The sequence below is a fragment of the Solwaraspora sp. WMMD1047 genome (assembly GCF_029626155.1).
Taxonomy (GTDB): Bacteria; Actinomycetota; Actinomycetes; order Mycobacteriales; family Micromonosporaceae; genus WMMD1047.
In genome coordinates, this window is the sequence record NZ_JARUBL010000001.1 from 7,603,934 (window position 1) to 7,624,790 (window position 20,857).

Here is a 20,857-nt window from a genome sequence, read left to right on the forward strand (position 1 = left end):
ACTCTTAGAGAGGAAAGAGCTAGACCGTCAGCCGGGCGATCCCGTCCCGGTCGAGGGCAACCGTTCCGTCGGCGGCCAGCTTGCGCAGCGCCGCGCGGGTGGACTGTTCGGCGTACCGCCACAGCCACCGGTCCACGCCGGTGTAGATGACCTCGACGAGCGCGGCGGCGGACGCCGGTCCCCGACCGAGCAGCGTGACAATCTGCCGTTCCCGGAACATCCGGTGCGCCAGGTAGTAGTCGATCACCGCCGACGGGTCCTCGCGCAGCTCCGGGCCGTGCCCGGGGTAGAGCACCGCCGGCCCGAGGTCGTGCACCCGGCGCAACGAGTCCAGGTAGGCGACCAGATCCCCCTGCGGATAGGTGACCACGGACGTGCCCCGCCCGAGAATGTGGTCACCGACCAGCACCGCTCCGGTGTCGAGCCGGAAGGCCAGATGGTCGCCGCAGTGCCCGGGGGTGGCCACCACCCGGATCGCCATCCCGCCCACGGTCAGCAGCTCGCCGTCGCGCAGCACCCGGCCGTCCTGGCCGGCCACCTCGGCGGCGCCCGCCGCCACGGTCGCGCCGAACTCGGCCGCCCAGGGCAGCGCCGCCTCGGCGTGGTCGAGGTGGTGGTGGGTGACGAGAATGAGTTCGCAATTCGCGTCCAGGGCGGTGAGCGCCGCCCGGACCCGGCCCAGGTGCGCCGGATCCGGCGGCCCCGGATCCACCACGGCGACCGCGCCGCTGCCCGGCAGGCCCAGCAGGTAGGTGTTGGTGCCGTCCAGCGCCATCCGCGACGGGTTCGGCGCCAGCACCCGGGTGACCAGCTCGTCGAGCGCCGCCACCCGGGGCAGCGCGCCCAGGGCCGGCAGCTCCCAGCCCGCCCGGGGGTCGGGCGGCGGCTGCCGGTCCACCTCGGCCCCGGGCGGGCCGGGGGGCGGATCAGGCGCCGACATTCCAGGTCAGCCGCGGCGCGGATGCCTCCACCGACTTGCCGATGTCGGCCGCCACGGCGTAGAGCAGGCTGGACTCCAGGTGCACCCGGGCCTGCCGCTGCACCCGGTCGACGTCACCGTCCTCGATCGACTTAAGGATCGCCTCGTGTGCGCGTACCCCGCTGCGCCGTTTCTTCGGGTCGGGGAACTCGCCGGTTGCGCTCGCGTCGCGGGCCCACGCCTCCTCGCGCGAGGACCACAGCGACTCCAACGCACCCACCACGAGGATGAGCGTCTCGTTTCCGCAGACCGCCACCAGCTGCTCGTGGAACCGCCGCGAGGCCAGGGTGAACTCGACCTCGTCGTCGAGGGCCGCGACCACCTGGTCGTGCACGGCGCGCAGCGCGGGCAGCACCGTCTCGTGCCGGTCGTCCCGGGCGGCGCAGAGACCGGCGCAGACCGGCTCGATGCCCTTGATCGCGTCGCGCAGGTCGGTCATCGGCACGCCCCGCGATTGAAGCACGAGACCGACCGAGTACGCGGCGTTGCCGACCCGGGGGGCGTGCACCACGGCACCGCCGAGGTTGCCCCGCCGTACGGTGATCAGGCCCTCCGCCTCCAGGATGCGCAGCGCCTCGCGCAGCGAGGGACGGCTGACGTTGAACTCGGCGAGAAGATCCTCCTGGCGGGGCAGTCCGTCGCCGTCCTTCAACTGACCGCCGATGATCCGGTCGCGCAACGCGTCAGCGACCATCTCCGCAAGTCGGGGCTGGTGAATCTGCACTACCTCTCCTCGGCGTCGAGATGCCTTCCTCTAAATGATGTTACCGTTTGACGTTCACCCATGGCCAAACCGCCTCGCCCGGTCGTCGAGAGCAATGTCTCACGTGTGCGCTCCGACCAGGGACCCCCGGGTCATCCGGGTCCGGCGCCGTTCGGACACACCACGACCTTGATCGGCGCGACGTCCGGGTCGGTGCCGGCGACCGCGTCGATCGCCGCGTCCGCGTCCGCCAGCTCGTACCGGTGGGTGACCAGGGGCGCGAAGTCCGCCGCCCGGGCCGCCAGCAGCGCCGCCGCCGCGGGGGCCGCCTGCGGCCGGTTGGACAGGACGCCCTGCCAGCGGATCTGGTTCCAGACCATCTCCCGCAGCGGCAGCGCGACGTCCGCCTTCGCGTTCAGCGGGCTGGGCGCCACCACCGTGCCGCGCCGGCGCAGCAGTCGCGGCGCGAGGTTCGCCGCGGCGTCACTGCCGGAGACGTCCACCACCACGTCGGCCATCGCCCCGCCGGACGCCTCGCGTACCGCCGATTCCAGGGACTCCTCGTCCACCATGACCAGCCGGTCCGCGCCGAGGGTGCGGCCGGCGGCGAGCCGGTGGTGGTCGCGGGCCAGCCCGGCCAGCACGACCAGCCCGGCCCCCCGGGCCTTCGCCGCCAGGCAGCAGGAGAGTCCCTGGGCCCCCGGTCCGATCACGACCACCGCGTCGTCGGGCTGCACGTCACCGCCGATCGGGCCGGTCCAGTCGACGCCGTTGGCGAGCGGACTGAGCCAGCCCGCCGCCACCTCCGCCGGCACGCCGTCGTCGATCCTGGTCAGTACGGTGCCGGGCGCGAGATACATCAGCTCGGCGAGGCCGCCCCACAGGGCGGGCGCCACGTCGGTGGTGACGTTGGAGCCGTAGCCCAGCCGGGCGGAACAGGTCTGGCTGAAACCCCGCAGGCAGTCGCGGCAGGTCCCGCAGGTGACACCCGACTCGACGGCGACCCGGTCGCCCACCTCGACCGACCAGCGTTGCCGGGCCACCTCGCCGAGCTCGACGACCCGGCCCACCACCTCGTGCCCGAGAATGCGCGGCGTGTCCTGCGCCGAGGCCCGGAAGTGGACATCGGTGCCGCACACCCCGTTCGCCTCGACCTCGAGCAGCCCGTCGAACGCGGTGATCCGGGGCCGCGGGAACTCCCGCTCCCGCATCTCGTGCGGGGCGACCAGGACGACCGCCCGGACCTGCGACCCATTCACCGGGGCCCGCGACTCAGGCCGGGGACAGCTGGGAGAGCTGCCCCGCCACGCGCTCGGCCACCCGGGCGGCGACCCCGGCGAGTTCGGCCTCCGACCGGCTGGAGACCGGGTGGGGCACCACGGTGACCGGATAGCCCGTGGCGCCGAGCTTGCCGGCGAACGACGCGATCAGGCCGGTGAACGGCTCGGAGATCACCACCGTCGCCGGACGCCCGGTGCGCTCCATCAGCAGGGCGTCCTGCAGGCTGCAGGCCGAGCAGCCGGCGCAGTCGCCCAGCCCGGTGAGCACCACCTCGCAGGACGCCGCGATCGCCGCCGCCTCGTCGTCCGTGATCACTTTCGAGGCCGAGGGCTTCGAGAAGACGGTGTACGACCGCAGCCCGTACCGCTCGACCAGTTGGGCCGCGATCCCGCCCAGTAGTTCCCGGGCCCGTGGCTTGCCGTTGTCGATGATGGTCAGCCGCGCCCCGGCCAGTTCGTGCCGGGGGGCGGCCACCAGGGTGGACTTCTCCGCGACCAGCACCGCGTCGGGCCTTAGCACCTTGAGTTCGGTCATTGTCGTGCCTCCATCGCGTCCCAGTCGATGACACAGCCGTCCGGGCCGCAGGGTGGCAGCCCTTCGTCCGCCAGGCGGACCCGACGGGTCACCACCTGCGCGTGCTTGCGCGGCGCCCAGGACGGGATCACCGCCGACCAGCCGGCGCCCGCGCCGCCGGCCGTCACCACGTAGACGTCCTCGACGTCGGCGACCGTCTGGAGCATGCCGTCCGGGTCCGGAACCATGTCGTGGTGGCTGCCGACCTCCAGCACGATGCCGGCGTCGGTCAGCTCCTGGGCCGCGACCGCGCTGCGTCGCATGAGCGCCGCCTGGACGTCGGCGCGGCTCCAGCCCGCCTCCACGAACGCCGCCTCGTGCTCGGGGCCGAGCACGACGGCGAACTGGGCGCCGCCCTTGCCGGCCGTGAAGTGCGACGGCACCCGCATCGCGGCGGCGAGGCTGGCCGCCACCCCCTCGGCGCTGCCGTTGAGGTGGTTGGCGATCTGCAGCGGGCCGCCCGCCGGCAGCACGGTCACGATGGTGTCGGTCTCGTCGTAGCCGAGGTGCCGGGCCAGCGTCGGCCAGGCCGCGGGCGGTCGCTCGGCGAAGCAGAAGGTGAACTTCCCGGGGTGCCCGAGGGAGGTGCCGTCGATGCCGTCGATCCGGGTCCGCAGCAGGTTCGTGGCGGCCAGCCGCACCGCACGCCCGATCGTCGCATTGGCCCGGTTGCCCGAGGCGAGGGCGTTGTGCAGCTGGTTCATCCCGATCTGGTCGGCGTGCGGTCCGCTGACGATCACGCAGATCGCGGCGCCGCCGGTGCTGGTGCACGCCACGGGCAGGTTGAACGCCTCGTCGAGGACGGCACCGAGGGCGGCCAGCACCACCGGGAAGTACTCCGGCCGGCAGCCGGCCATGACGGCCGCGATGGCGGCGTGCTCGGCGCTCATCGACGCGCCGTGCGACGCGATCGTGCCGAGCAGGTCGTCGCCGGCTGCGCCGCCACCGGCGAGCATCCGATCGACGAGCTCCTGGGTCGGCGCCACCACCGGCAGCCCGTCGGTCCAACCGGCGTCGTAGAAGACGTCCTGTAACTCGGTGTCCTTCACCGCCAGTAGCTCGGCCATCCGACCTCCTCGGGGCAGCGCGGAAGCGCCTGAGGGACGCCTTCCGTGCAATGAATATAAACTTTGAGAGGCATCACGGGCAATGCCGTGGCCAGGAGCTTCCGCTGCGGGTTCAAACTTTGTACTGTTAGACGTCCGTGCCGGTCCGATGCCGGCACCACGGCAGGTCAGGGAGGCAGCGGTGGGTCAACCGTCGGACCTCCCCGGGCACCGCGAGTTCACCGGGCGACGCGCCTTCACCGGCCAGGTCGCCGTGGTGACCGGCGCGGCGGCCGGCATCGGCCTCGCCACCGCGCACGCGTTCGCCGCCCGGGGCGCCGCCGTGGTCTGCCTCGACCGCGACCCCGCCGGGCTGGCCGACGTCGCCGCCCAGCTCCGCCAGGCCGGCGCCGAGGCGCTCACCATCGAGGTGGACCTGGCCGACCCGGCGGCGATCACGGATGCCGCCGACCGGGCCGCCGACTGGCGCGGGCGCGTCGACGCGCTCGCCCACGTCGCCGGGGTGAACCTCTACGCCCACGCCGCCGACGTCACCGTCGCCGACTGGGACCGGGTGTTGAACACCAACCTGCGGGCGCCGTTCCTGCTCACCCAGGCGCTGCTGCCCGCCCTGCTGCCCGCCCGCGCGGCGGTCGTCGCGGTCTCCTCGGTCGCCGGCACCCAGGGCTGGCCCTACCTGTCGGCGTACTCGGCGGCGAAGGGCGGGCTGACCGTGCTGATGCGTTCGCTCGCCGTCGAGTACGGGCCGCAGGGGTTGCGGTGCAACGTCGTCTGCCCCGGTTCGGTGGCCACCCGGATGGCCACCAGCGGGCCGCCGCTGCCGGGCGCCGACCCCTCGATCCTCAAGCGCGGCCTCGGTCTGACCGGCCGCCGGGCACGGCCCGACGAGGTGGCCGACGCCATCTGTTTCCTCGCCTCGGCCGAGGCGTCGTTCATCTCAGGAGCGGTTCTCCCCGTCGACGGCGGGGCGTTCGCATGATCAGCAACCGGAACGGGGAGTCGCCGCGATGACCAAACGCATGTCGGCCGACGAGGTGGCCGCGCAGCTGCGCGACGGCATGACCGTCGGCATCGGGGGCTGGGGCTCCCGACGTAAGCCGATGTCGCTGGTCCGGGCGATCCTGCGCAGCGACGTCCGGGACCTGACCGTGGTCAGCTACGGCGGGCCGGACATCGGCCTGCTCTGCCGGGCCGGCAAGGTCCGCAAGCTGATCTACGGCTTCGTCTCGCTCGACTCGGTCCCGCTGGACCCGAACTTCCGAGCCGCGCGGGAGTCGGGCCAGGTGCAGGTCAACGAGTACGACGAGGGCATGCTGCTCGCCGGGCTGACCGCCGCCGCGCACCGGCTGCCGTTCCAGCCGATCCGGGCCGGCCTCGGCTCGGACGTGCTGGCGGCCAACCCGCACCTGCGCACCGTCGACTCCCCCTACGACGACGACCGGGTGGTGGCCGTACCGCCGCTGCGGCTGGACGTCGCGCTGGTGCACCTCAACGCCGCCGACGAGCACGGCAACGGCCAGTACCTCGGCCCGGACCCGTTCTTCGACGACCTCTACTGCATGGCCGCCGCCCGCAGCTTCGTCAGCTGCGAACGGATCGTCGACACCGCCGAGCTGACCCGGCAGGCGCCGATCCAGTCGCTGCTGGTCAGCCGGATGTACGTGGCCGGCGTCGTCGAGTCGCCCCGGGGCGCGCACTTCACCAGCTGCGCCCCCGACTACGGCCGGGACGAGGAGTTCCAGCGGCACTACGTCGCCAGCGCCCAGGATCCCGACCGCTGGCAGGCGTTCCACGACACCTACCTCGCCGGTGACGAGGCCGACTACCAGTCCGCGGTGGACGCGTTCGCCGCCGCCGCGACCCCCGCCGCGCAGTGAAGGGTGACGACATGACCGAACCGGCCACGCTCGCGGAGATCTGCGCCACCGCCTGCGCCGACACCTGGGCCGGCTCCGGCGAACTGCTCGCCGCGCCGATCGGGCTGCTGCCGACCATCGGCGCCCGGCTCGCCAAGCTCACCAGCGCGCCCGAACTGGTCCTCACCGACGGCGAGGTGCTGCTGATGGCCGAGCCGCCGCCGCTGGGCCGGACCGGCCTGGACGGCGGCGTGGTGGAGGGCTGGATGCCGTACCGCCGGGTCTTCGACGTGGTGGCGTCCGGGCGCCGGCAGGTGATGATGGGGGCCAGCCAGCTCGACCGCTACGGCAACCAGAACATCTCCCAGATCGGCGCCGACTGGGACCGCCCGAAGGTCCAGCTCATCGGGGTACGCGGCGCGCCCGGCAACACCGTCAACCACCGCACCGACTACTGGGTGCCCCGGCACAGCACCCGGGTATTCGTGGCGCAGGTCGACCTCGTCAGCGGGGTGGGTCACGACCGCGCGCAGGCCGGCGGCCCGGCGACCTCCCGCTTCCACGACGTCCGAACCGTGGTCACCAACCTCGCCGTCCTCGACTTCCAGACTCCCGACCACCGGATGCGGCTGCGTTCGGTGCACCCCGGGGTCTCGGTCGAGCAGGTCCAGGCGGCGACCGGCTTCCCGCTGGAGACCGCCGGGGTGACCGAGACCCGGCAGCCGAGCGCCGACGAACTGCACCTGCTGCGCACCGTCGTGGACCCGGACAACGTCCGCGACCGCGAACTGACCTGACGCGCCGCACTCGGCACTGTGGTGGGCCGCTCCGCGGTGTGGCGTGCCGCGCCCGGCGGCCAAGGCGCGCCACGGGCGCGGTGGTAAGGCGCGCGTCCGTTTCAGCGGCCCGGCGCCGCCTCGCCGTCCACCGGCCGCAGGCCGAGCCAGCGGACCGAGACCCCGCCGGCCAGCAGGATGGCCCCGGCCACCACCAGCGCAGTGGTGACCCCGGCGAGGTCGCCGAGGGCGCCCCAGAGCAGCGACCCGAACGCCTGACAGCCCTGGTGCACCAGGAGCACGATGGCCAGCCCGCGGGCGCGTACCCAGGGCGGCAGCGAGACCTGGGCGATCGCCATCGACATCGACAGCACGGTGATCCAGGCGGCGCCGGCCAGCGTGAGCACGAGCGCGACCACCGGTACGAAGGCCACGGTGGCGACCACCAGCAGGCTGCCCCCGTACGCCAGGCTCGATGCCGCCAGTACGGCGTTCGGGCTCAACCGCGCCCGGACCGGCTGCAGGATCACACCGCCGACGATCGCACCGATGCCCAGCGACGAGAAGAGCGCACCGAACGCCCCCGAGCCCAGCTTCAGCTCCTCGTGCGCGATCACCGGCAGCAGCGCCCAGATCAGCGAGGCGGGGAACGTCCAGAGGAAGACCCGCAGCAGCAGCCGGCGCAGCACCGGGGAGCGCCACACGTAGCCGGCGCCGGCCTTGAACGCCGCGCCGATCGCCTCCCGCACCACCTGCTCCGGCCGGCGGGGCGCGGCCCGCCAGAACGCCGCCCCGGCGACGACGAAGATGACCGCGTTCAGCCAGAATATCCACTGTGGCGCGACGATCGACAGCAGCAGGCCGCCGAGCGCCGGGCCGGCGATCCGCCCGGCGTTGAAGGACATGCCGTCCAGGGTCGCCGCGGCCGGCAGCAGCGTCCGGTCGACGAGTTCGGGGATCATCGACTGCCACGCCACGATGGAGATGGCGCTCGCCGCGCCCATGCCCAGCGTGGCGCCGAGCAGGCCGACCAGCCCGGTCCCACCCAGCGCGGTGGCCACCCCCAGGGCGAGCGCGAACGCGCCGATGGTCAGCTGCATCGACACCAGCACCCAGCGCCGTTCGATGGCGTCGGCGAGCACCCCCGCCGGCAGCGCCAGCAGGAAGAACGGCAGCGTCACCGCGGTCTGCACGGCGGCCACGACGGTGCCCGGGTTGCCCGCCGCGGTCAGCACCCACTGGCCGCTGACGGTGTGGATCCAGATCGCCATGTTGGAGGCCATCTGGGCGGCCCACAGCACCCGGAACGCCGGGACCCGCAGCGGCTGCCAGAGCGAGACCGCCGCCGTCACGGCTGTCGCGTCCGCCGACGCAGGTCCTCCCGTAGTACGGCCTTGGCCAGCTTGCCGCCGTCCGAGGTGGGCAGCTCGTCGACGACGATCAGGTGCTCCGGGAACCACTCCCGGCTGACGCCCCGCGAGTCGAGGTGGGCGACGATCTCCGCCAGCGACGGCCCGGCGCCGGATCTGGGCACCACGTAGACGCAGACCCGTTCGCCGAAGACCTCGTCCGGCATCGCCACCGCCGCGCAGCGCACGATGTCGGGGTGGCTGCTCACCTCCTCCTCCACCGCCGCGGCGCTGATGTTCTTGCCGCCGCGGATGATGAAGTCGGAGGTCCGCCCCACCACCTTCAGGTAGTCCTCGTCGTCGATGGTGACCAGGTCACCCATGAGCATCCAGCCGTCCTCGGTGTAGAGCTGTTCGTTGGCGGCGGGGTCGTCGTAGTAGCCCAGCGACGACACCACCCCGATGGAGGCCGGCCGGCCGGGGCCGTCGTGCCGCCCGATCTCCCGCCCGTCGAGGTCGAAGAGGCGGACCTCCGCCTCCGGGATCAGCCGCCCGCCGGTGGTCAGCCGCTTGTGCTCCGGGTCGCGGACCGTCGTGTAGCTCTGTACGCCGGTCTCGTTCGAGCCGTACATGTTCAGGATGATGGCGCCGGTGCGCCGCTCGAACTCCTGCGCCTTCGGCAGCGGTACCGCCTCCCCGCCGGTGTACATGATCCGCAGTGCGGTCAGGTCGTAGTCGTCGAACTCGGGGCAGCCCAGCAGCATGACGAACTGGGTGGAGACGGCCATCAGCACGGTGACCCGCTCCTGCTCCAACATGCGCAGCGTCTCGCGGACGTCGAAGCGGGGCAGCACCACGGTCGGCGCGCCCAGCAGCGTCGGGGTGAAGTGCGAGGTCCAGAGCCCGAATCCGAACGGCGCCGGTACGACGCTCATGCACACCTCGTCGCCGCCGAGTTCCCCGGCGTCGACGGCGTAGTCGTGGTAGGCGATCCACCTGCGCTCGTCGTGGGCCACGCACTTGGGCAGGCCGGTGGTGCCGGAGGTGGAGTTGATCAGCGCGAGCTGGTCGGTCGGCCTCCGGTGCCCGGCGACCCGGGCCCGGGCGGCGGCGAGCACCTCGGGCGGCGCGGCCTCGAAGACCGGGCCGTCGGGGATCGGCACCACGTCGTGCACGTTCACGTGCCGGGTCAGCGCGGGCAGGTCGGCCCGTAGTTCGTCGAAGAGCCGCCGGGTGTCGGTGTCCCGCATCGTCGGCGCGGTGACCAGCACCTTGGCGCCGCTCTTGCCGAGCAGGTGGCGCAGCTCGCGGTGGCCGGACCGGGCGCCGATCCCGGTCGCCACCAGTCCGGCCCGGACGCAGGCGCAGAGGGCGACGTGCACCGCCACACCGTCCGGCAGCCAGATCCCGACCCGGTCGCCGGGTGCCAGCCCGAGATCGAGCAGGTACGCCGCCAGCAGCGTGATGTAGTCGTCGTACGCGGTCCAGCTCAGCCGCCCGGCCGGCTCGATCATGGCCCAGTCCCGGGGCCTGGTCGACGCGAAGTGGCCGATCGCGTCGTCCAGGGTGTGGAACCGGGGCACCGGGTGGGCGGGGGATGTCGTCATCGGGCCTCCTGCAACATCGACCGGTAGGCGTCCGGGATCGCTCGTGGTCGCCCGTCCGGGCCGACGCAGACGAGGGTGAGGGTGGCGCGGGCGACCACGGCCGTCTCGGGCAGCCGGGTCATGGTGAACGCCAGCCGGTACGACGAGGTGCCGACGTGGTCGACCCGCATCGCCATCTCGATCTCGTCGTAGACGTGGGTGGGGCCGGTGTAGTCACAGGTGGTGGCGCGGGCCACCGGCGCGGCACCGTACCGTTCGCGCATCCGGTCGAAGCGGAATCCCTTGTCGTACACCCATTCCACGCTCAGCCGCTCCATCCACGGGAACCAGGCGGCGAAGTAGAGGATGCCGGCGGCGTCGGTGTCGGCGTAGGTGAGCCGGATCCGGCGGGTCGCGGCCGGGTTCGTCTCAGCGGTCACCGGTGTCCCCCTGCTCCGGTGCCGGGCCGGACGCTGCCGCGTCGGTGTCGGCCAGCAGCTCGATCGGGTCGCGTCCGTCGACGTAGCCGAGGAACGGCGGGTAGACGCCGTACCCGATCTCGCGCTGGAGTTGCTCGGGCAGCTGGCGGGCGACCGGCGGGGGTACCGCGAGGGTGAGGTTCTCCTGCGGTCGGAGCCAGGCGGCGCCGTACTCCATCACGACGCCGAGCCGCGGCGCGGCGCTGCGGTTGGCGCCGCCGCCGTGCACCGCGCTGCCCAGGAAGACGCAGATGGAGCCCTTCGGCATCACCGCCGCCACGGTCTCCTCGGGCCGCGCCCCCGACAGGTCGGGCCACCGGTGGCTGCCCGGGATGATGCGGGTGGCGCCGTTGACCTCGGTGAAGTCGTCGAGCGCCCACATCACGTTGACGACCAGTTCCCCGGCCGCCCCGCGCGGCACCGGATAGCTGGCCTCGTCGCGGTGCAACGCCTGGGCGGCCTCGCCGGGGCCGATCGAGATGACCACCGGCGCGCTGAGCAGGTGGTGGGTCAGGATGGCGTCCAGCACCGGCAGGACGAGTGGATGGATGGCCAGGTCGTCCAGCGCCCGGGTCTTGGCCAGCACGGCGAAGACCCGCCGGGTCCGGCGGCCGAGGAACGAGTTGGTCCCGGTCCCGGTCTCGGCCAGCAGCGGATCCAGCGCGGACCGGACGGTCGCCACCTCGTCCGGGGTCAGCACGCCGGTGACGATCGCGCAGCCGTCGGCCGCCACCTGCGCGGCCACCTCGGCGCTGTCGACCGGGTACGCGAGTTGTCTCATCGCCCTCTCCTCACTCGAACCAGTCCCACTGCCACGGCTGGATCGCCCGCAGCACACCGTCCATCAAGGACTCTTCGGGGTGCGGGTGTTCCGGGCCCGACTCGGCGTCCACGGCGGCCGTGTGCTCCAGCGGGTCGCCGTCCAGGTAGGCCAGCAGCACGCGGTAGCCGCCCGGCTCGGCGGCACCCTCGTCGAAGGTGGTGCTGCCCGGTGGCCCGGCGCCGGCCCGGTCGAGGGTGGTGCTCTGGCTGGCGAACGTCCAGACGCCCGCGACCGTCGGCCGGGTCAGCAGGTGCGGGATCTGGACCCGGTCCTGCCAGTCGAAGAGGTCGTGCGCTTCCGGGCCGTGCGGTTCGGCCAGCCGGGTGACGGTGACCGCGATCCCCCGGTTCGGCCGGAACGGCAGCGCGTCGGCCGACACCCGGACCCGTGGGCTGACGTACCCCTTGACCGGGGTGAAGGTGCCCATCAGCAGCCGGCGGGCGATCCGGGTGTCGATCCGGCGGCCCCACTGGTACGACCGTTCGGCCAGCGCCTGCCAGTCCCGCAGGGACTCCTCGACCGGGTCGGCGAACCAGTACATGTTCAGGTAGTGCAGGTCGCGCAGCGCGGGGGCCGGTGCCGGACCGGCCGCGGCGCAGTCGGGTGAGCGGACCCACCGCTCGCCCCAGCGCACCGCCGGCAGCGCCAGGTTCTCCGGCCGGTGGTCGAGCTGGTGCCAGGCGTTGTACTCGTGGTGGTCGGCCGGGTCGGGCACCTCGGTGAAGGAGAAGAAGACCTTGTTCGCGAGCATCGGTCAGCTCACTCCGGCCCGGTCCGCGCCGCCCAGCGCCGGGCGGACCACCCCGAGCAGCAGGTCGAGGTGCTCCTCGACAAGGTCGTCGGGCATGCCCGCCACGCTGCCCCAGCAGTAGACGTGCCGGGCGGGTAGGCCGGCCAGCTGGGCCCGGATCGCCCGGATCGCGTCGTCGGGCGTGCGTACGGTGATCCCCGGCAGCTGACCCCCGGACCGGACGGTGGCCCGCAGGTCGTCGACGGTGAGGGCCGGAATCTGACGGCCCTCGGCGCGCGCCTTGCCCTGCCGGTAGCTGTTGGCCTGGTGGGCGACGTAGGGCAGCAGCCGGTCGGTGGTCCGCTCCGGGTCGGCCGCGACGATGACGTCGAGCAGACCGCCCATCCGCGCCCGCGCCGGGTCGTGCCCACCGTCGGCCAGACCCGTCTGGTACGGCTCCAGCAGGGCGCCGTCGAGTGCCAACAGCCCGACCCCGAGGCGGCCGGCCCGGCGGGCGCCGCGCGGCCCCTGGTAGCCGAGCCAGAGCGGTACCGGCTGCTGGACGGCGGGCGGGCGGACGGTCTCCCGCAGCAGCCGCTCGACCTCGACGAGGGTGTGGTCGGTGCGGCGGAACCGGCGGTCGAAGTCGATGTCGAAGGCGGCGTACTCGGCACGGGACCAGCCGGCGCCGAAGCCGAGTTCCAGCCGTCCGGCGGAGAGCACGTCGACCAGCGCGGCCTGTTCGGCGATGTGCAGCGGGTGGCGCAGGGCGCCGAGGAGGATGCCGGTGCCGATCCGGATCCGGCTGGTCCGGGTGGCGAGCGCCGCCGCGAGGGTCAGCGGCTGCGGCAGGTAGCCGTCCTCGAAGAGGTGGTGTTCGGTGAGCCAGACCGAGCCGGCCCCGCGCCGTTCGGCCTCCCGTACCAGTTCGATCGTCCGGTCGTAATGCTCTGACCAGGGCCGACGCCAGTCGGCCGGGTTGCGCAGGTCGAGGAGGATCCCAACGTCCACCTGGCCTCCTCGGGGTTGAACTTCTCAATCTTTATAACATAAGAACGACCCGTAACGGGGCGTGGCCCCGGCGGGAGGTACCCGCCGGGGCCACGCGAACCGGTTGCTGGCTACGGAGCGGTCAGATCAAATCGGCGTACGGTCACCGACCCACCCAGCGCCTGGGTGGCGTAGTTGAAGATGCCGAACCGGTAGCCCATGAAGAACTGCCACTGGTTGTTCAACGTGAAGGCCGGACCCAGCGGGGTGAAGTTCACCCCGTCGGTGCTGTACGAGAACGTCGCCTGCCGGTTGGCCCCCGGCTGGATGTCGGCCCGCGCCCGCAACCAGATCCGACCGCCGGAGATGTTCGCGCCGGCCCGCTCCACCCCGGTACCGGTGGTGTTCCAGTTGCTGTCCATCGTCAGCCCGTCGGTCATCACGACCCGGGTGGCGTTGTTCTGCTTCACCACCCCGATCCAGGCCGAGGACTGCCGCAGCATCGCCAACCCGGACCGGTCGCCGTTGGCCATCGTCGAGTAGTCCAGCTCGATGGTCGCCGTGGAGATCGGTCCCTGGGTCCGGTGGGTCACCGTGTTCCGCGCGTTGTAGAGATCGTTCGTCACCGTCGCGGTCTGCAGCCGCAGCCCGTTGTTGACCGAGTACCGGCTGGTGTCCGGGTTGTGGTTCCACTCCCAGCGGTGCCCCAGCGCCGGCCCGGCGAAGGTGTCCGGTCCGATCATGGACGCCACGGTCCGGGTGGTGCTGATGTTCGGCCGCGGGTAGTTGACGCCCCACCGGCCGTTCACCGTCTGCACGGTCGGCCAGCCGTCGGCCGACCAGTTCAGCGGCGCCAGGGTCGGCATCCGGCCGCCCGGGTAGGCGTCGGTGAAGGCCATGTAGTACCAGTCGCCGTTCTGGGTCTGCACGATCCCGCCCTGGTGCGGGACGCCGCCACCGGGGATCGGGCCGGGCAGGTCGAGCAGCACCTGGCGCTGCTCGTACGGCCCCCACGGGCTGGTCGACCGGAGCACGTACTGCCCGTTCGCCGGCCGGGTCAGCCAGATGTAGTAGTAGTTTCCCCGCTTGTACATCCGGGCGCCCTCAAGGGTGCCGATACTGGACGGGGTCTGGTAGACCTGCTGGGCGCGCACCTGGGCGGACAGGTCGGAGTTGAGCTGCGCGACGCTGATCGTGCCGTTGCCGTACGCGACGTACGGGGTGTCGTTGTCGAACATCAGGCCGGCGTCGTAGTAGCAGGGCAGCCGGGACCGCTTGGTCCAGGTGCCGTCCACCGCGGTCGCGGTGTAGACGTACGACCGGTTGAACTCGATGCAGCCCAGCCAGTAGTAGGTGCTGTTGCTCGGCCGGTAGTTCAGCGTCGAGGCCCAGATCCCCTTGACGTAGGCCCGGCCGCCGCTCATGTCGTACGCCCCCGACTCGAAGTCCAACCGGGGTACGGAGTGCCCGGCGTACTCCCAGTCCACCAGGTTGTAGGAGCGCAGGATCGGCGCCCCCGGCGAGTAGTGCATGGTCGACGCCGAGTAGTAGTAGGCGTCCCCGACGCGGAGGATCTCGCCGTCGGCGAAGTCCTGCCAGACCGCCGGGTTGGTGAACTGACCCGTGTTGCCCGGCGGGGTGGTGGGCGGCGGGGTGGTGGGGTTGGAGCCGCCGACCTGGACGAGTTGCCACTGCTGGTTGTTGCCGCCCCAATCGCGGTACTGCACGATGTTCGCGCCGTCGTTGGTGGCGGCGTTCTGCACCTCGACGGCTTTGCCGCTCTGCCGGCCGATCAACCGGACGTAGCCGCCGTCGGAGTCGGCGAGCCGGAACTGCTGGTTCTGCCCGTTGCCGTCGGCCCACTGCACGATCGACGCGCCGTCGGCGGTGGAGAAGTTGTAGACGTCGAGCACCTTGCCGGAGTGCCGCGACTTGACCCGGTAGTAGCCGCCGCCGGAGTCGACGAACTGCCACTGCTGATTGGCCCCGGTGCCCCTGGTCCACTGGGTGATCCGACCGCCGTCGGCGGTGGAGAAGTTGTAGACGTCGAGCGCCTTGCCACTGTTGCGGTTGATCAGCATGTACCAGGCGTTGGGATCGACGGTCGCGGCCGAGGCCGACGGCGCGGCGGCCACCGCCAGCACGCCGCCGCCCAGCATGGTCGCCGCCGCGACGAGCCCGGCCAGCCACCGCCGCCGGCTGAACCGCCGACCTCGTGGCGGTGCCGTTCCACTGTTTTCCATGGTGATGACTCCAATCGGTGGGTTTCTTCCGGCGGGGCGGAGCTCGCCCCGGAGCGCGCGACGGGGAGCCACGGGCCAGTGGGACGGCACTCGCTGTGAACGTTCACAAGCCAGTGCGGCCGGCTCCGTTGATCTGATCGCCCGAGGGGCGCCTCCTCTTGATCGGCAGTGCTGGATGTTAGCGCTAACTCCAACTCGCCGGGTGTGCCACGGATCGATTGCTGCGGGTTTTAGCGACCTCGATGCGCCGACCGCGCTCCCGGCCGACCACGCTGGGCGCTCCGGGTTACGAAGACGTTACGCCGAAACATAGGATGGATGCCCGGCCGCCGTCAAGGCATCGATGTCCATCATCCGGACTCTGCGGTGCTGGCGACGGCTCGCCGACCGGCCGAACGCCCGTCAGGGCCGGCTCCGGATGTGACCGTTCACCCGCCGACGGAGTCCCGGGGCAGGAAGGCCAACTGCGCCCGCTTGCCGGCCAGCTCGACCTGCGCACCGAACCGGTAGCCGAGCCGCCGCCAGCGACGCAACGCCACCTCGTTGCGGACGTCCGGCTCGATCACGATCCGCCGCACCGCCGGATCGGCGAAGACGTACCGGTGCAGCGCACCCGCCACCGCGCCGGTGAAGCCCGGCGCCGGCCGGCCGGCCGGCGCGGCGACGAACAGGTGGATGCCGAAGTCGCCCGGCTGCACCGGATAGCACTCGCCCACCGGATCCTTCGCCGGCTGGTAGGTCTGGAAGATCCCCACCGGGGTGCCGTCCAGCCGCATCAGGTACGCGTGATGGCTGTCCAGGCCGGCGAGGAAGTGGTAGATCTCGGCGACCTGCTCCCGGCTGTGCCCGGTCATCCCCCAGAACCGCGCGCGGGGCTCGGTCACCCACCGGTACACCACATCCAGGTGCCGGTCCGGGTCCAGCGGGATCAGGTCGAACCGGCCCCGGTCGGCCAGCCGCTCCTGAAAGACCGGGGTCGTCGGCTCCGGCACCGGGATCAACTCGCCGGCCACCCACCGGCGCAGCTGATCGGCGAAGTGCGGATCGCCGGGGCGCCCGGAGGCGCCGAACGGCACGATCCACCGACTCGCGGAACGGTCGGCGAGATCCCAGACGTAACGGGCCACCGGCCCGCGCCAGCAGGCGTCCGACACCCCGGGCACGCTCGCCGTGGCGAGCACGCAGTCGGTGTCGCCGGGAAGCCCCACCGGCTCGCCGAGTGCCGCCGGTCCCGGGTCGACCGCGGCGCCGACCGGCACCCGGACCGGGTGCAGCAGATGCCGCCGTCCCCACGACGGTGGCGGGGCGCCCTCGGCCACCTCCGCCAGCGCCGCCAACGCCACCGTGCCGACGTCACCGCCGAGCCGGTGCAGCCCGGCCACCAGGCCGTCCAGCGCCAGCCCGATCCGGACCCGCGGGTCGGTCCAGGGCGCGAACAACTCGTCGAAGGCGCTCGGGGCCTGCAACGGCCGCAGGCTCGGGTGGTCGGCCAGCCGGCGGGCCAGCGCGGCACGCCAGGCGGCGAACGCGCCCGCCTCGACGCTCTCCGGCGCCATCCGCCCGTCCCAGGCCAGCAGCCGGTCCCGCAGCTGGCGCGCCGGGCCGGCGTCGGTGAAGTCGAGGCGGGTGAGCAGGCCGCGCAGCACGGCGGCGGCCAACCTGGTGTCGGTGTGGATCTGCGCTGCCTCGGCGCCGCCGGCCACCAGGGCGCGGATCCGGCGGGCCCGGTGCGGCGGCGCGAAGTCGACCCCCAGCTCGGCCACGTCGGCCACCCGCCGGTCGTTCGCGTTCACCAGCGGCACGGTCACCGGCGCCGCCGGCAGCGGCGACCAGCCGCGCCAGGCGTACCGGGGATCCCGGCCGGGCACCGGGAGCCGGCGGCCGGCGTCGTCACGGTCGGGGACCCGGCCGGCGACCAGCCGGTGCACGGCGCCCGTCCGGTCCGCGACCAGGACGCTGTTCACCGGCTCCACCCAGTGCCGCAGCGCCGCCACCACGTCGGCGACCCGGGTGGCCCTCAGCAGCGGCAACAGGGCGGCGAAGCCCAACTCACCGAGCACCCGGGCGGGGGTACGCAGACTGAGCGCCTCGCCGGTGCCCCGGTCGTGGTCGATCACCGGGCCGCGCGCCGTCTCGACCAGCTCGATCTCCTCCGGGGCACCGTCGCGCACCTCGATCGACTCGGTGTGCACCGTCGCCGGCAGCCAGCCGTCGACCTCCCGGACCAGCAGCCGACCGCCCTCGCGGCGCAACTCCTCCCGGTAGAGGTCCTGATAGTCGGCCATCGCGTTGGTGATCGCCCAGGCCACCGGGCCGGCGTGGCCGAAGTGCGGCAGCCCCGGCACCCCCGGGAAGGCCAGCCCGATCACGTCGAACTCCGGGCAGGCCAACCGGACCTGCTGGTAGACCCCCGGCAGCTCGAGCAGCCGGTGCGGGTCGCCCGCGATCACCGGCGCGCCGCTGCCGGTCCGGTCGCCCGGCAGCACCCAGGCGTTGCTGCCCGCGCCGGCCGGACCCTCCACCGCGAACAGGTCCACGGCGTCCGGTCCGAGGGTGGCCGCGACGTGCGCCCGCCACAGCTTGTTCGGGAAGGTGCCGAAGAGGATGTGGTTGACGAGGAAGACCGTCAGCGGTGACCACGGCTGCCAGCGCCCCGGCGTGGTGCCGGTCGCGCCGAACTCGGGCGCCGCCTCGGCGCCGGCCGGCAGCGCGTCGTTGACGCCCGCGACGTAGGCGTCGACCCAGCGGCGTACCTCGGGGTCCAGCTTCTCGTGGCAGCGACGGGCGGTGTCGTCGAGCCGGGCCCGACGGGCGAACCGGTCCCAGCCGACCGCGTCCGGGCCCAGCCGTTCGGCCAGCCGGCCCTCGCCGCGCCACCGGTCGGTCTCGATCTGCCACGCCCGGTCGGTGGCGGCGTTGCGCCCCTGCAGGTGGGCCAGCTCGTCCGCGCTGTCGGCCCACAGCAGCGGGATGCCGTGGTCGTCACGGTCGACGCGGGCCGTCACGACGCGACCCCGGCGGCGATCGGGTTCCGCTGTTCACCCACGAAGATCAGTGAGCCGGCCTGGTCGGTGAGGTCGACCATCTGCAGGGTGTTGCGCAGCTGCAGCCGGTTCAGACAGGAGTGCCGGAACGTCGGCCGGAACAGGTCGAGCCGGCCGCGCAGGTCGGGGTGGTCGTCGCCGTGCTGGCGTACGCAGTCGGCCACCAGCGCCCAGAAGGTCCGCTCGGGCAGCACCCCGTCGGCGGCCAGGATCGCCGCCAGGAACCGCAGGAACCCGTCGAAGACGTCGGTGAAGATGGCCAGCGACCGCAGGTCGTCGTCGGCGGGGAACCTGATCCGCGCCACCTCGGCCGGCAGTTCCCGGTCGTGCATGGCGGCGACCTCCTCGCCGATGTCCTTCATGAACACCCGGACCGGAACGTTGCCGTCCAGGACCATGATCAGGTTCTCGCCGTGCGGCATGAACGCCACGTCGTGGCGGAGCAGCAGGTGCAGCAGCGGCCGGAGGTAGGCCCGCAGGTAGCTGCTGAGCCACCGGTCGGCCGGCACCCCGGAGGCGGCGATCATCGCGGTCACCAGGTGGTCGCCCGACCAGTCGCGGTGCAGCAGGCTGGCCATGGTGGCCAGCCGCTGGCCTCCGCCGATCCGCGGCACCGGGCTCTCCCGCCACAGCGCCGCGAGCATCCGCTGGTACGCCGAGACCGGCCCGCCGCCGCGGTGGTACGCGTCGCCGGTGTAGCCGATCGAGGCCAGCTCCCGCAGCACCGTGAAGCCGCAGTCCCGCAGGGTGTCGTCGCCGGCCACCAGGTCGGCCACCCAGTCGTTGATCGGCGGGGTGGCCCGCATGTACGCCGGGGAGAGGCCGCGCAGAAAGCCCATGTTCTGGATGGCGAGCGCGGTCTTGACGTAGTGCCGGTCCGGCCGGTCCAGGTTGAAGAAGGTCCGGATCGACTGCTGCGCCTGGTAGCGGTGCGGGCCGGTGCCGACCGGCACGATCGCCCGCCGGGCCACCTCGGGGGCGAAGGTGATGGTGACCTTGTGCTCCCACTGCCAGGGGTGCACGGGCAGCCAGCGGTAGTCGGCCGGGTCGAGGTCCAGGTCGCGCAGCCGCTGTTCGAAGCCGCGCAGCGCGTCGGTGCCCAGCTCCTCGGCGTACAGGCGTTCTTCGTCGACGCCCCGGCCGGCGGTGAAGGCACTCAGGTCGCGCCGGACGGCGAGCCAGACCAGCCGCACCGGCTGACCGGCCTCCGGCGCGTAGGCGACGTGGTCGGCCAGGCCGAAGCCGATCCGGCCGTTGTTCGCGACGAAGATCGGGTGCCCCTCGGTCATCGCCGATTCGATGGTCTGGAAGTCGGCGTCGACCAGGTCGGCCACCCGGTGCCGGCGGTGCTGGTGCTTCCAGGCGGTGCCGGCGAGGGTGGCGCTGATCTCCTCCAGGTAGGTGCCGAGCAGCCGGTCCGGGATGCCGAGGGTGTCGGCCAGCTCGGTGACCAGGTCCAGCGCGTCGAGCGGGGCCGGGGCGCCGGCCACCTCGCGGCGCAGCGAGTCCGGCTCGACGGCCAGGTGGTCCAGGGCGTACCGGCGGGCCCGGAACCGGTAGCGGGACCGGCCGGCGGTCAGCACCAGGTCGTCGCCGTCCGGCACCGGGCTGATCAACCGTTCGTGGCTGAACTCGGCGATCGCCTTGGCCACCAGGTGGCGGTGCGCCACCTCGATCGCGACCGGGTTGAGGTGGGCCGGGGGTTGCGGGTTCATCGGTTCTCCCTGCCGATCAGACTCGCGGCGTAGTCGGCGCGGGTGCAGAAGCTGAGCCGGGCCACCTTGTCGGAGAGCTGGATCTCGCGCTCGACGACGAAGCCGGCCTCGGCGTTCCTGGCGGCGATCGCCGTGTTGCGCACGTCGGGTTCGACCACCACCCGCAGGTGCCGGTCGTCGGCGAAGATGAACTCCATGACGGTGCGCAGCACCGCCGAGGTGAGCCCGTGTCGGGGCGGCTCGGTCGCGGCCGGCGGGGCGACCAGCACGTGCATGCCGACGTCGCCGTCGCGGACCGGGTAGTGCGCGGCCAGCTCGCTCTGCGCGGGCTGGTAGGTCTCGGTGAGGAACAGCGGTACGCCGTCGAGCCGGCCGAGCCAGCAGTGGTGGTGCGGGTCGGCGTCGAGGCGCTCGTACTCCCGGCGGACGGCGGCCAGGTCGGCGGTCGGCATCCCCCAGAAGACCGACCTGGGATGGGTGATCCAGGCGTGCAGGTCGGCGGCGTGGGCCGGCACGTCCAGCGGCTCGACGGTGAACTCGCCCAGCCGGGAGCGCAGCGTGAAGGTCACCGGGACCGGGCCCGCGTCCCGGCGAGGGCGACCGGCGCGTCCGGCATCGCCGACCCGGCCAGCCCACCCGGCCCGGATTGCGCACCCGGCCCGG

The 20,857-nt window shown here is 72.9% G+C and carries 18 protein-coding genes and 1 pseudogene; 3 read left to right on the plus strand and 16 right to left on the minus strand.

The window, feature by feature from the left end; all coding sequences use genetic code 11:
- Positions 1–19: 19 nt before the first annotated feature.
- The 5 genes from O7627_RS34630 to O7627_RS34650 form a co-directional block, all read right to left on the minus strand.
- Complete coding sequence (locus O7627_RS34630) at positions 20–940, minus strand: MBL fold metallo-hydrolase (RefSeq protein WP_278097644.1); 921 nt, start codon at positions 938–940, stop codon at positions 20–22.
- Positions 927–1,703, minus strand: coding sequence for a GntR family transcriptional regulator (locus O7627_RS34635; RefSeq protein ID WP_278097645.1), 777 nt, complete (start codon positions 1,701–1,703; stop codon positions 927–929). Before O7627_RS34635 ends, O7627_RS34630 begins: the two co-directional genes overlap by 14 nt.
- 131 nt (positions 1,704–1,834) lie before the next feature.
- Positions 1,835–2,941, minus strand: coding sequence for an alcohol dehydrogenase catalytic domain-containing protein (locus tag O7627_RS34640; RefSeq protein ID WP_278097646.1), 1,107 nt, complete (start codon positions 2,939–2,941; stop codon positions 1,835–1,837).
- Between the two features lie 13 nt (positions 2,942–2,954).
- Positions 2,955–3,497, minus strand: a complete 543-nt coding sequence (locus O7627_RS34645) for a UGSC family (seleno)protein (protein WP_278097647.1) — start codon at positions 3,495–3,497, stop codon at positions 2,955–2,957.
- On the minus strand, positions 3,494–4,603 hold the full coding sequence (locus O7627_RS34650; RefSeq protein ID WP_278097648.1) for a hypothetical protein: 1,110 nt from the start codon (positions 4,601–4,603) through the stop codon (positions 3,494–3,496). The genes O7627_RS34645 and O7627_RS34650 overlap by 4 nt, the downstream gene beginning before the upstream one ends.
- A gap of 181 nt (positions 4,604–4,784) precedes the next feature.
- On the opposite strand from O7627_RS34650, the gene O7627_RS34655 reads away from it, so the two are divergent.
- The 3 genes from O7627_RS34655 to O7627_RS34665 are packed head-to-tail and all read left to right on the plus strand — an operon-like array spanning position 4,785 to position 7,256.
- Entirely contained in the window at positions 4,785–5,582 is a 798-nt protein-coding gene (locus O7627_RS34655; protein WP_278097649.1) for an SDR family oxidoreductase, read from the plus strand.
- A 28-nt stretch (positions 5,583–5,610) separates the two neighbouring features.
- Positions 5,611–6,480 (plus strand): CoA-transferase, encoded by an 870-nt coding sequence (locus tag O7627_RS34660; protein ID WP_347404699.1) that lies wholly within the window; start codon positions 5,611–5,613, stop codon positions 6,478–6,480.
- Between the two features lie 11 nt (positions 6,481–6,491).
- Positions 6,492–7,256 carry a CoA-transferase gene (locus O7627_RS34665; RefSeq protein WP_278097650.1) on the plus strand — a complete coding sequence of 255 codons (765 nt, stop codon included), beginning with the start codon at positions 6,492–6,494 and terminating at the stop codon, positions 7,254–7,256.
- A 101-nt stretch (positions 7,257–7,357) separates the two neighbouring features.
- Here the strand turns inward: O7627_RS34665 and O7627_RS34670 are convergent, their stop codons facing one another.
- The 11 genes and pseudogenes from O7627_RS34670 to O7627_RS34720 all read right to left on the minus strand — a co-directional run bounded on the left by O7627_RS34670 (position 7,358) and on the right by O7627_RS34720 (position 20,763).
- Positions 7,358–8,587: an MFS transporter gene (locus O7627_RS34670; RefSeq protein WP_278097651.1), complete on the minus strand. Its 1,230-nt coding sequence runs from the start codon at positions 8,585–8,587 to the stop codon at positions 7,358–7,360.
- A complete protein-coding gene (locus O7627_RS34675; protein ID WP_278097652.1) occupies positions 8,584–10,191 on the minus strand; it encodes a class I adenylate-forming enzyme family protein in 1,608 nt (535 codons plus the stop codon). Before O7627_RS34675 ends, O7627_RS34670 begins: the two co-directional genes overlap by 4 nt.
- Complete coding sequence (locus O7627_RS34680; protein ID WP_278097653.1) at positions 10,188–10,610, minus strand: thioesterase family protein; 423 nt, start codon at positions 10,608–10,610, stop codon at positions 10,188–10,190. The genes O7627_RS34675 and O7627_RS34680 overlap by 4 nt, the downstream gene beginning before the upstream one ends.
- Entirely contained in the window at positions 10,600–11,430 is an 831-nt protein-coding gene (locus O7627_RS34685; protein WP_278097654.1) for a phytanoyl-CoA dioxygenase family protein, read from the minus strand. Before O7627_RS34685 ends, O7627_RS34680 begins: the two co-directional genes overlap by 11 nt.
- Positions 11,431–11,440: 10 nt before the next feature.
- Positions 11,441–12,223 (minus strand): hypothetical protein, encoded by a 783-nt coding sequence (locus O7627_RS34690; protein WP_278097655.1) that lies wholly within the window; start codon positions 12,221–12,223, stop codon positions 11,441–11,443.
- Between the two features lie 3 nt (positions 12,224–12,226).
- The gene (locus O7627_RS34695; protein WP_278097656.1) at positions 12,227–13,213 is read right to left on the minus strand and encodes an LLM class flavin-dependent oxidoreductase; all 987 of its coding nucleotides are present in this window, start codon (positions 13,211–13,213) and stop codon (positions 12,227–12,229) included.
- A gap of 110 nt (positions 13,214–13,323) precedes the next feature.
- Entirely contained in the window at positions 13,324–15,435 is a 2,112-nt protein-coding gene (locus O7627_RS34700; RefSeq protein WP_278097657.1) for an RICIN domain-containing protein, read from the minus strand.
- 428 nt (positions 15,436–15,863) lie between these two features.
- Complete coding sequence (locus O7627_RS34705) at positions 15,864–16,448, minus strand: GNAT family N-acetyltransferase (protein WP_347404729.1); 585 nt, start codon at positions 16,446–16,448, stop codon at positions 15,864–15,866.
- Positions 16,425–18,440, minus strand: a pseudogene (locus O7627_RS34710) (penicillin acylase family protein); the annotation flags it as partial. The pseudogene O7627_RS34710 and the gene O7627_RS34705, both read right to left, overlap by 24 nt.
- Positions 18,437–20,194, minus strand: coding sequence for an IucA/IucC family protein (locus tag O7627_RS34715; protein ID WP_278097658.1), 1,758 nt, complete (start codon positions 20,192–20,194; stop codon positions 18,437–18,439). The pseudogene O7627_RS34710 and the gene O7627_RS34715, both read right to left, overlap by 4 nt.
- Positions 20,191–20,763 (minus strand): GNAT family N-acetyltransferase, encoded by a 573-nt coding sequence (locus O7627_RS34720; protein WP_278097659.1) that lies wholly within the window; start codon positions 20,761–20,763, stop codon positions 20,191–20,193. Before O7627_RS34720 ends, O7627_RS34715 begins: the two co-directional genes overlap by 4 nt.
- Positions 20,764–20,857: the final 94 nt, after the last annotated feature.

Bases quoted from the DNA above. Each gene is read 5' to 3' on its own strand.
- O7627_RS34660 (WP_347404699.1), top strand. From the start codon at position 5,611: ATGACCAAACGCATGTCGGCCGACGAGGTGGCCGCGCAGCTGCGCGAC.
- O7627_RS34685 (WP_278097654.1), bottom strand. From the start codon at position 11,430: ATGAGACAACTCGCGTACCCGGTCGACAGCGCCGAGGTGGCCGCGCAG.
- O7627_RS34630 (WP_278097644.1), bottom strand. From the start codon at position 940: ATGTCGGCGCCTGATCCGCCCCCCGGCCCGCCCGGGGCCGAGGTGGAC.
- O7627_RS34650 (WP_278097648.1), bottom strand. From the start codon at position 4,603: ATGGCCGAGCTACTGGCGGTGAAGGACACCGAGTTACAGGACGTCTTC.
- O7627_RS34675 (WP_278097652.1), bottom strand. From the start codon at position 10,191: ATGACGACATCCCCCGCCCACCCGGTGCCCCGGTTCCACACCCTGGAC.
- O7627_RS34690 (WP_278097655.1), bottom strand. From the start codon at position 12,223: ATGCTCGCGAACAAGGTCTTCTTCTCCTTCACCGAGGTGCCCGACCCG.
- O7627_RS34715 (WP_278097658.1), bottom strand. From the start codon at position 20,194: ATGAACCCGCAACCCCCGGCCCACCTCAACCCGGTCGCGATCGAGGTG.
- O7627_RS34665 (WP_278097650.1), top strand. From the start codon at position 6,492: ATGACCGAACCGGCCACGCTCGCGGAGATCTGCGCCACCGCCTGCGCC.
- O7627_RS34700 (WP_278097657.1), bottom strand. From the start codon at position 15,435: ATGGAAAACAGTGGAACGGCACCGCCACGAGGTCGGCGGTTCAGCCGG.
- O7627_RS34645 (WP_278097647.1), bottom strand. From the start codon at position 3,497: ATGACCGAACTCAAGGTGCTAAGGCCCGACGCGGTGCTGGTCGCGGAG.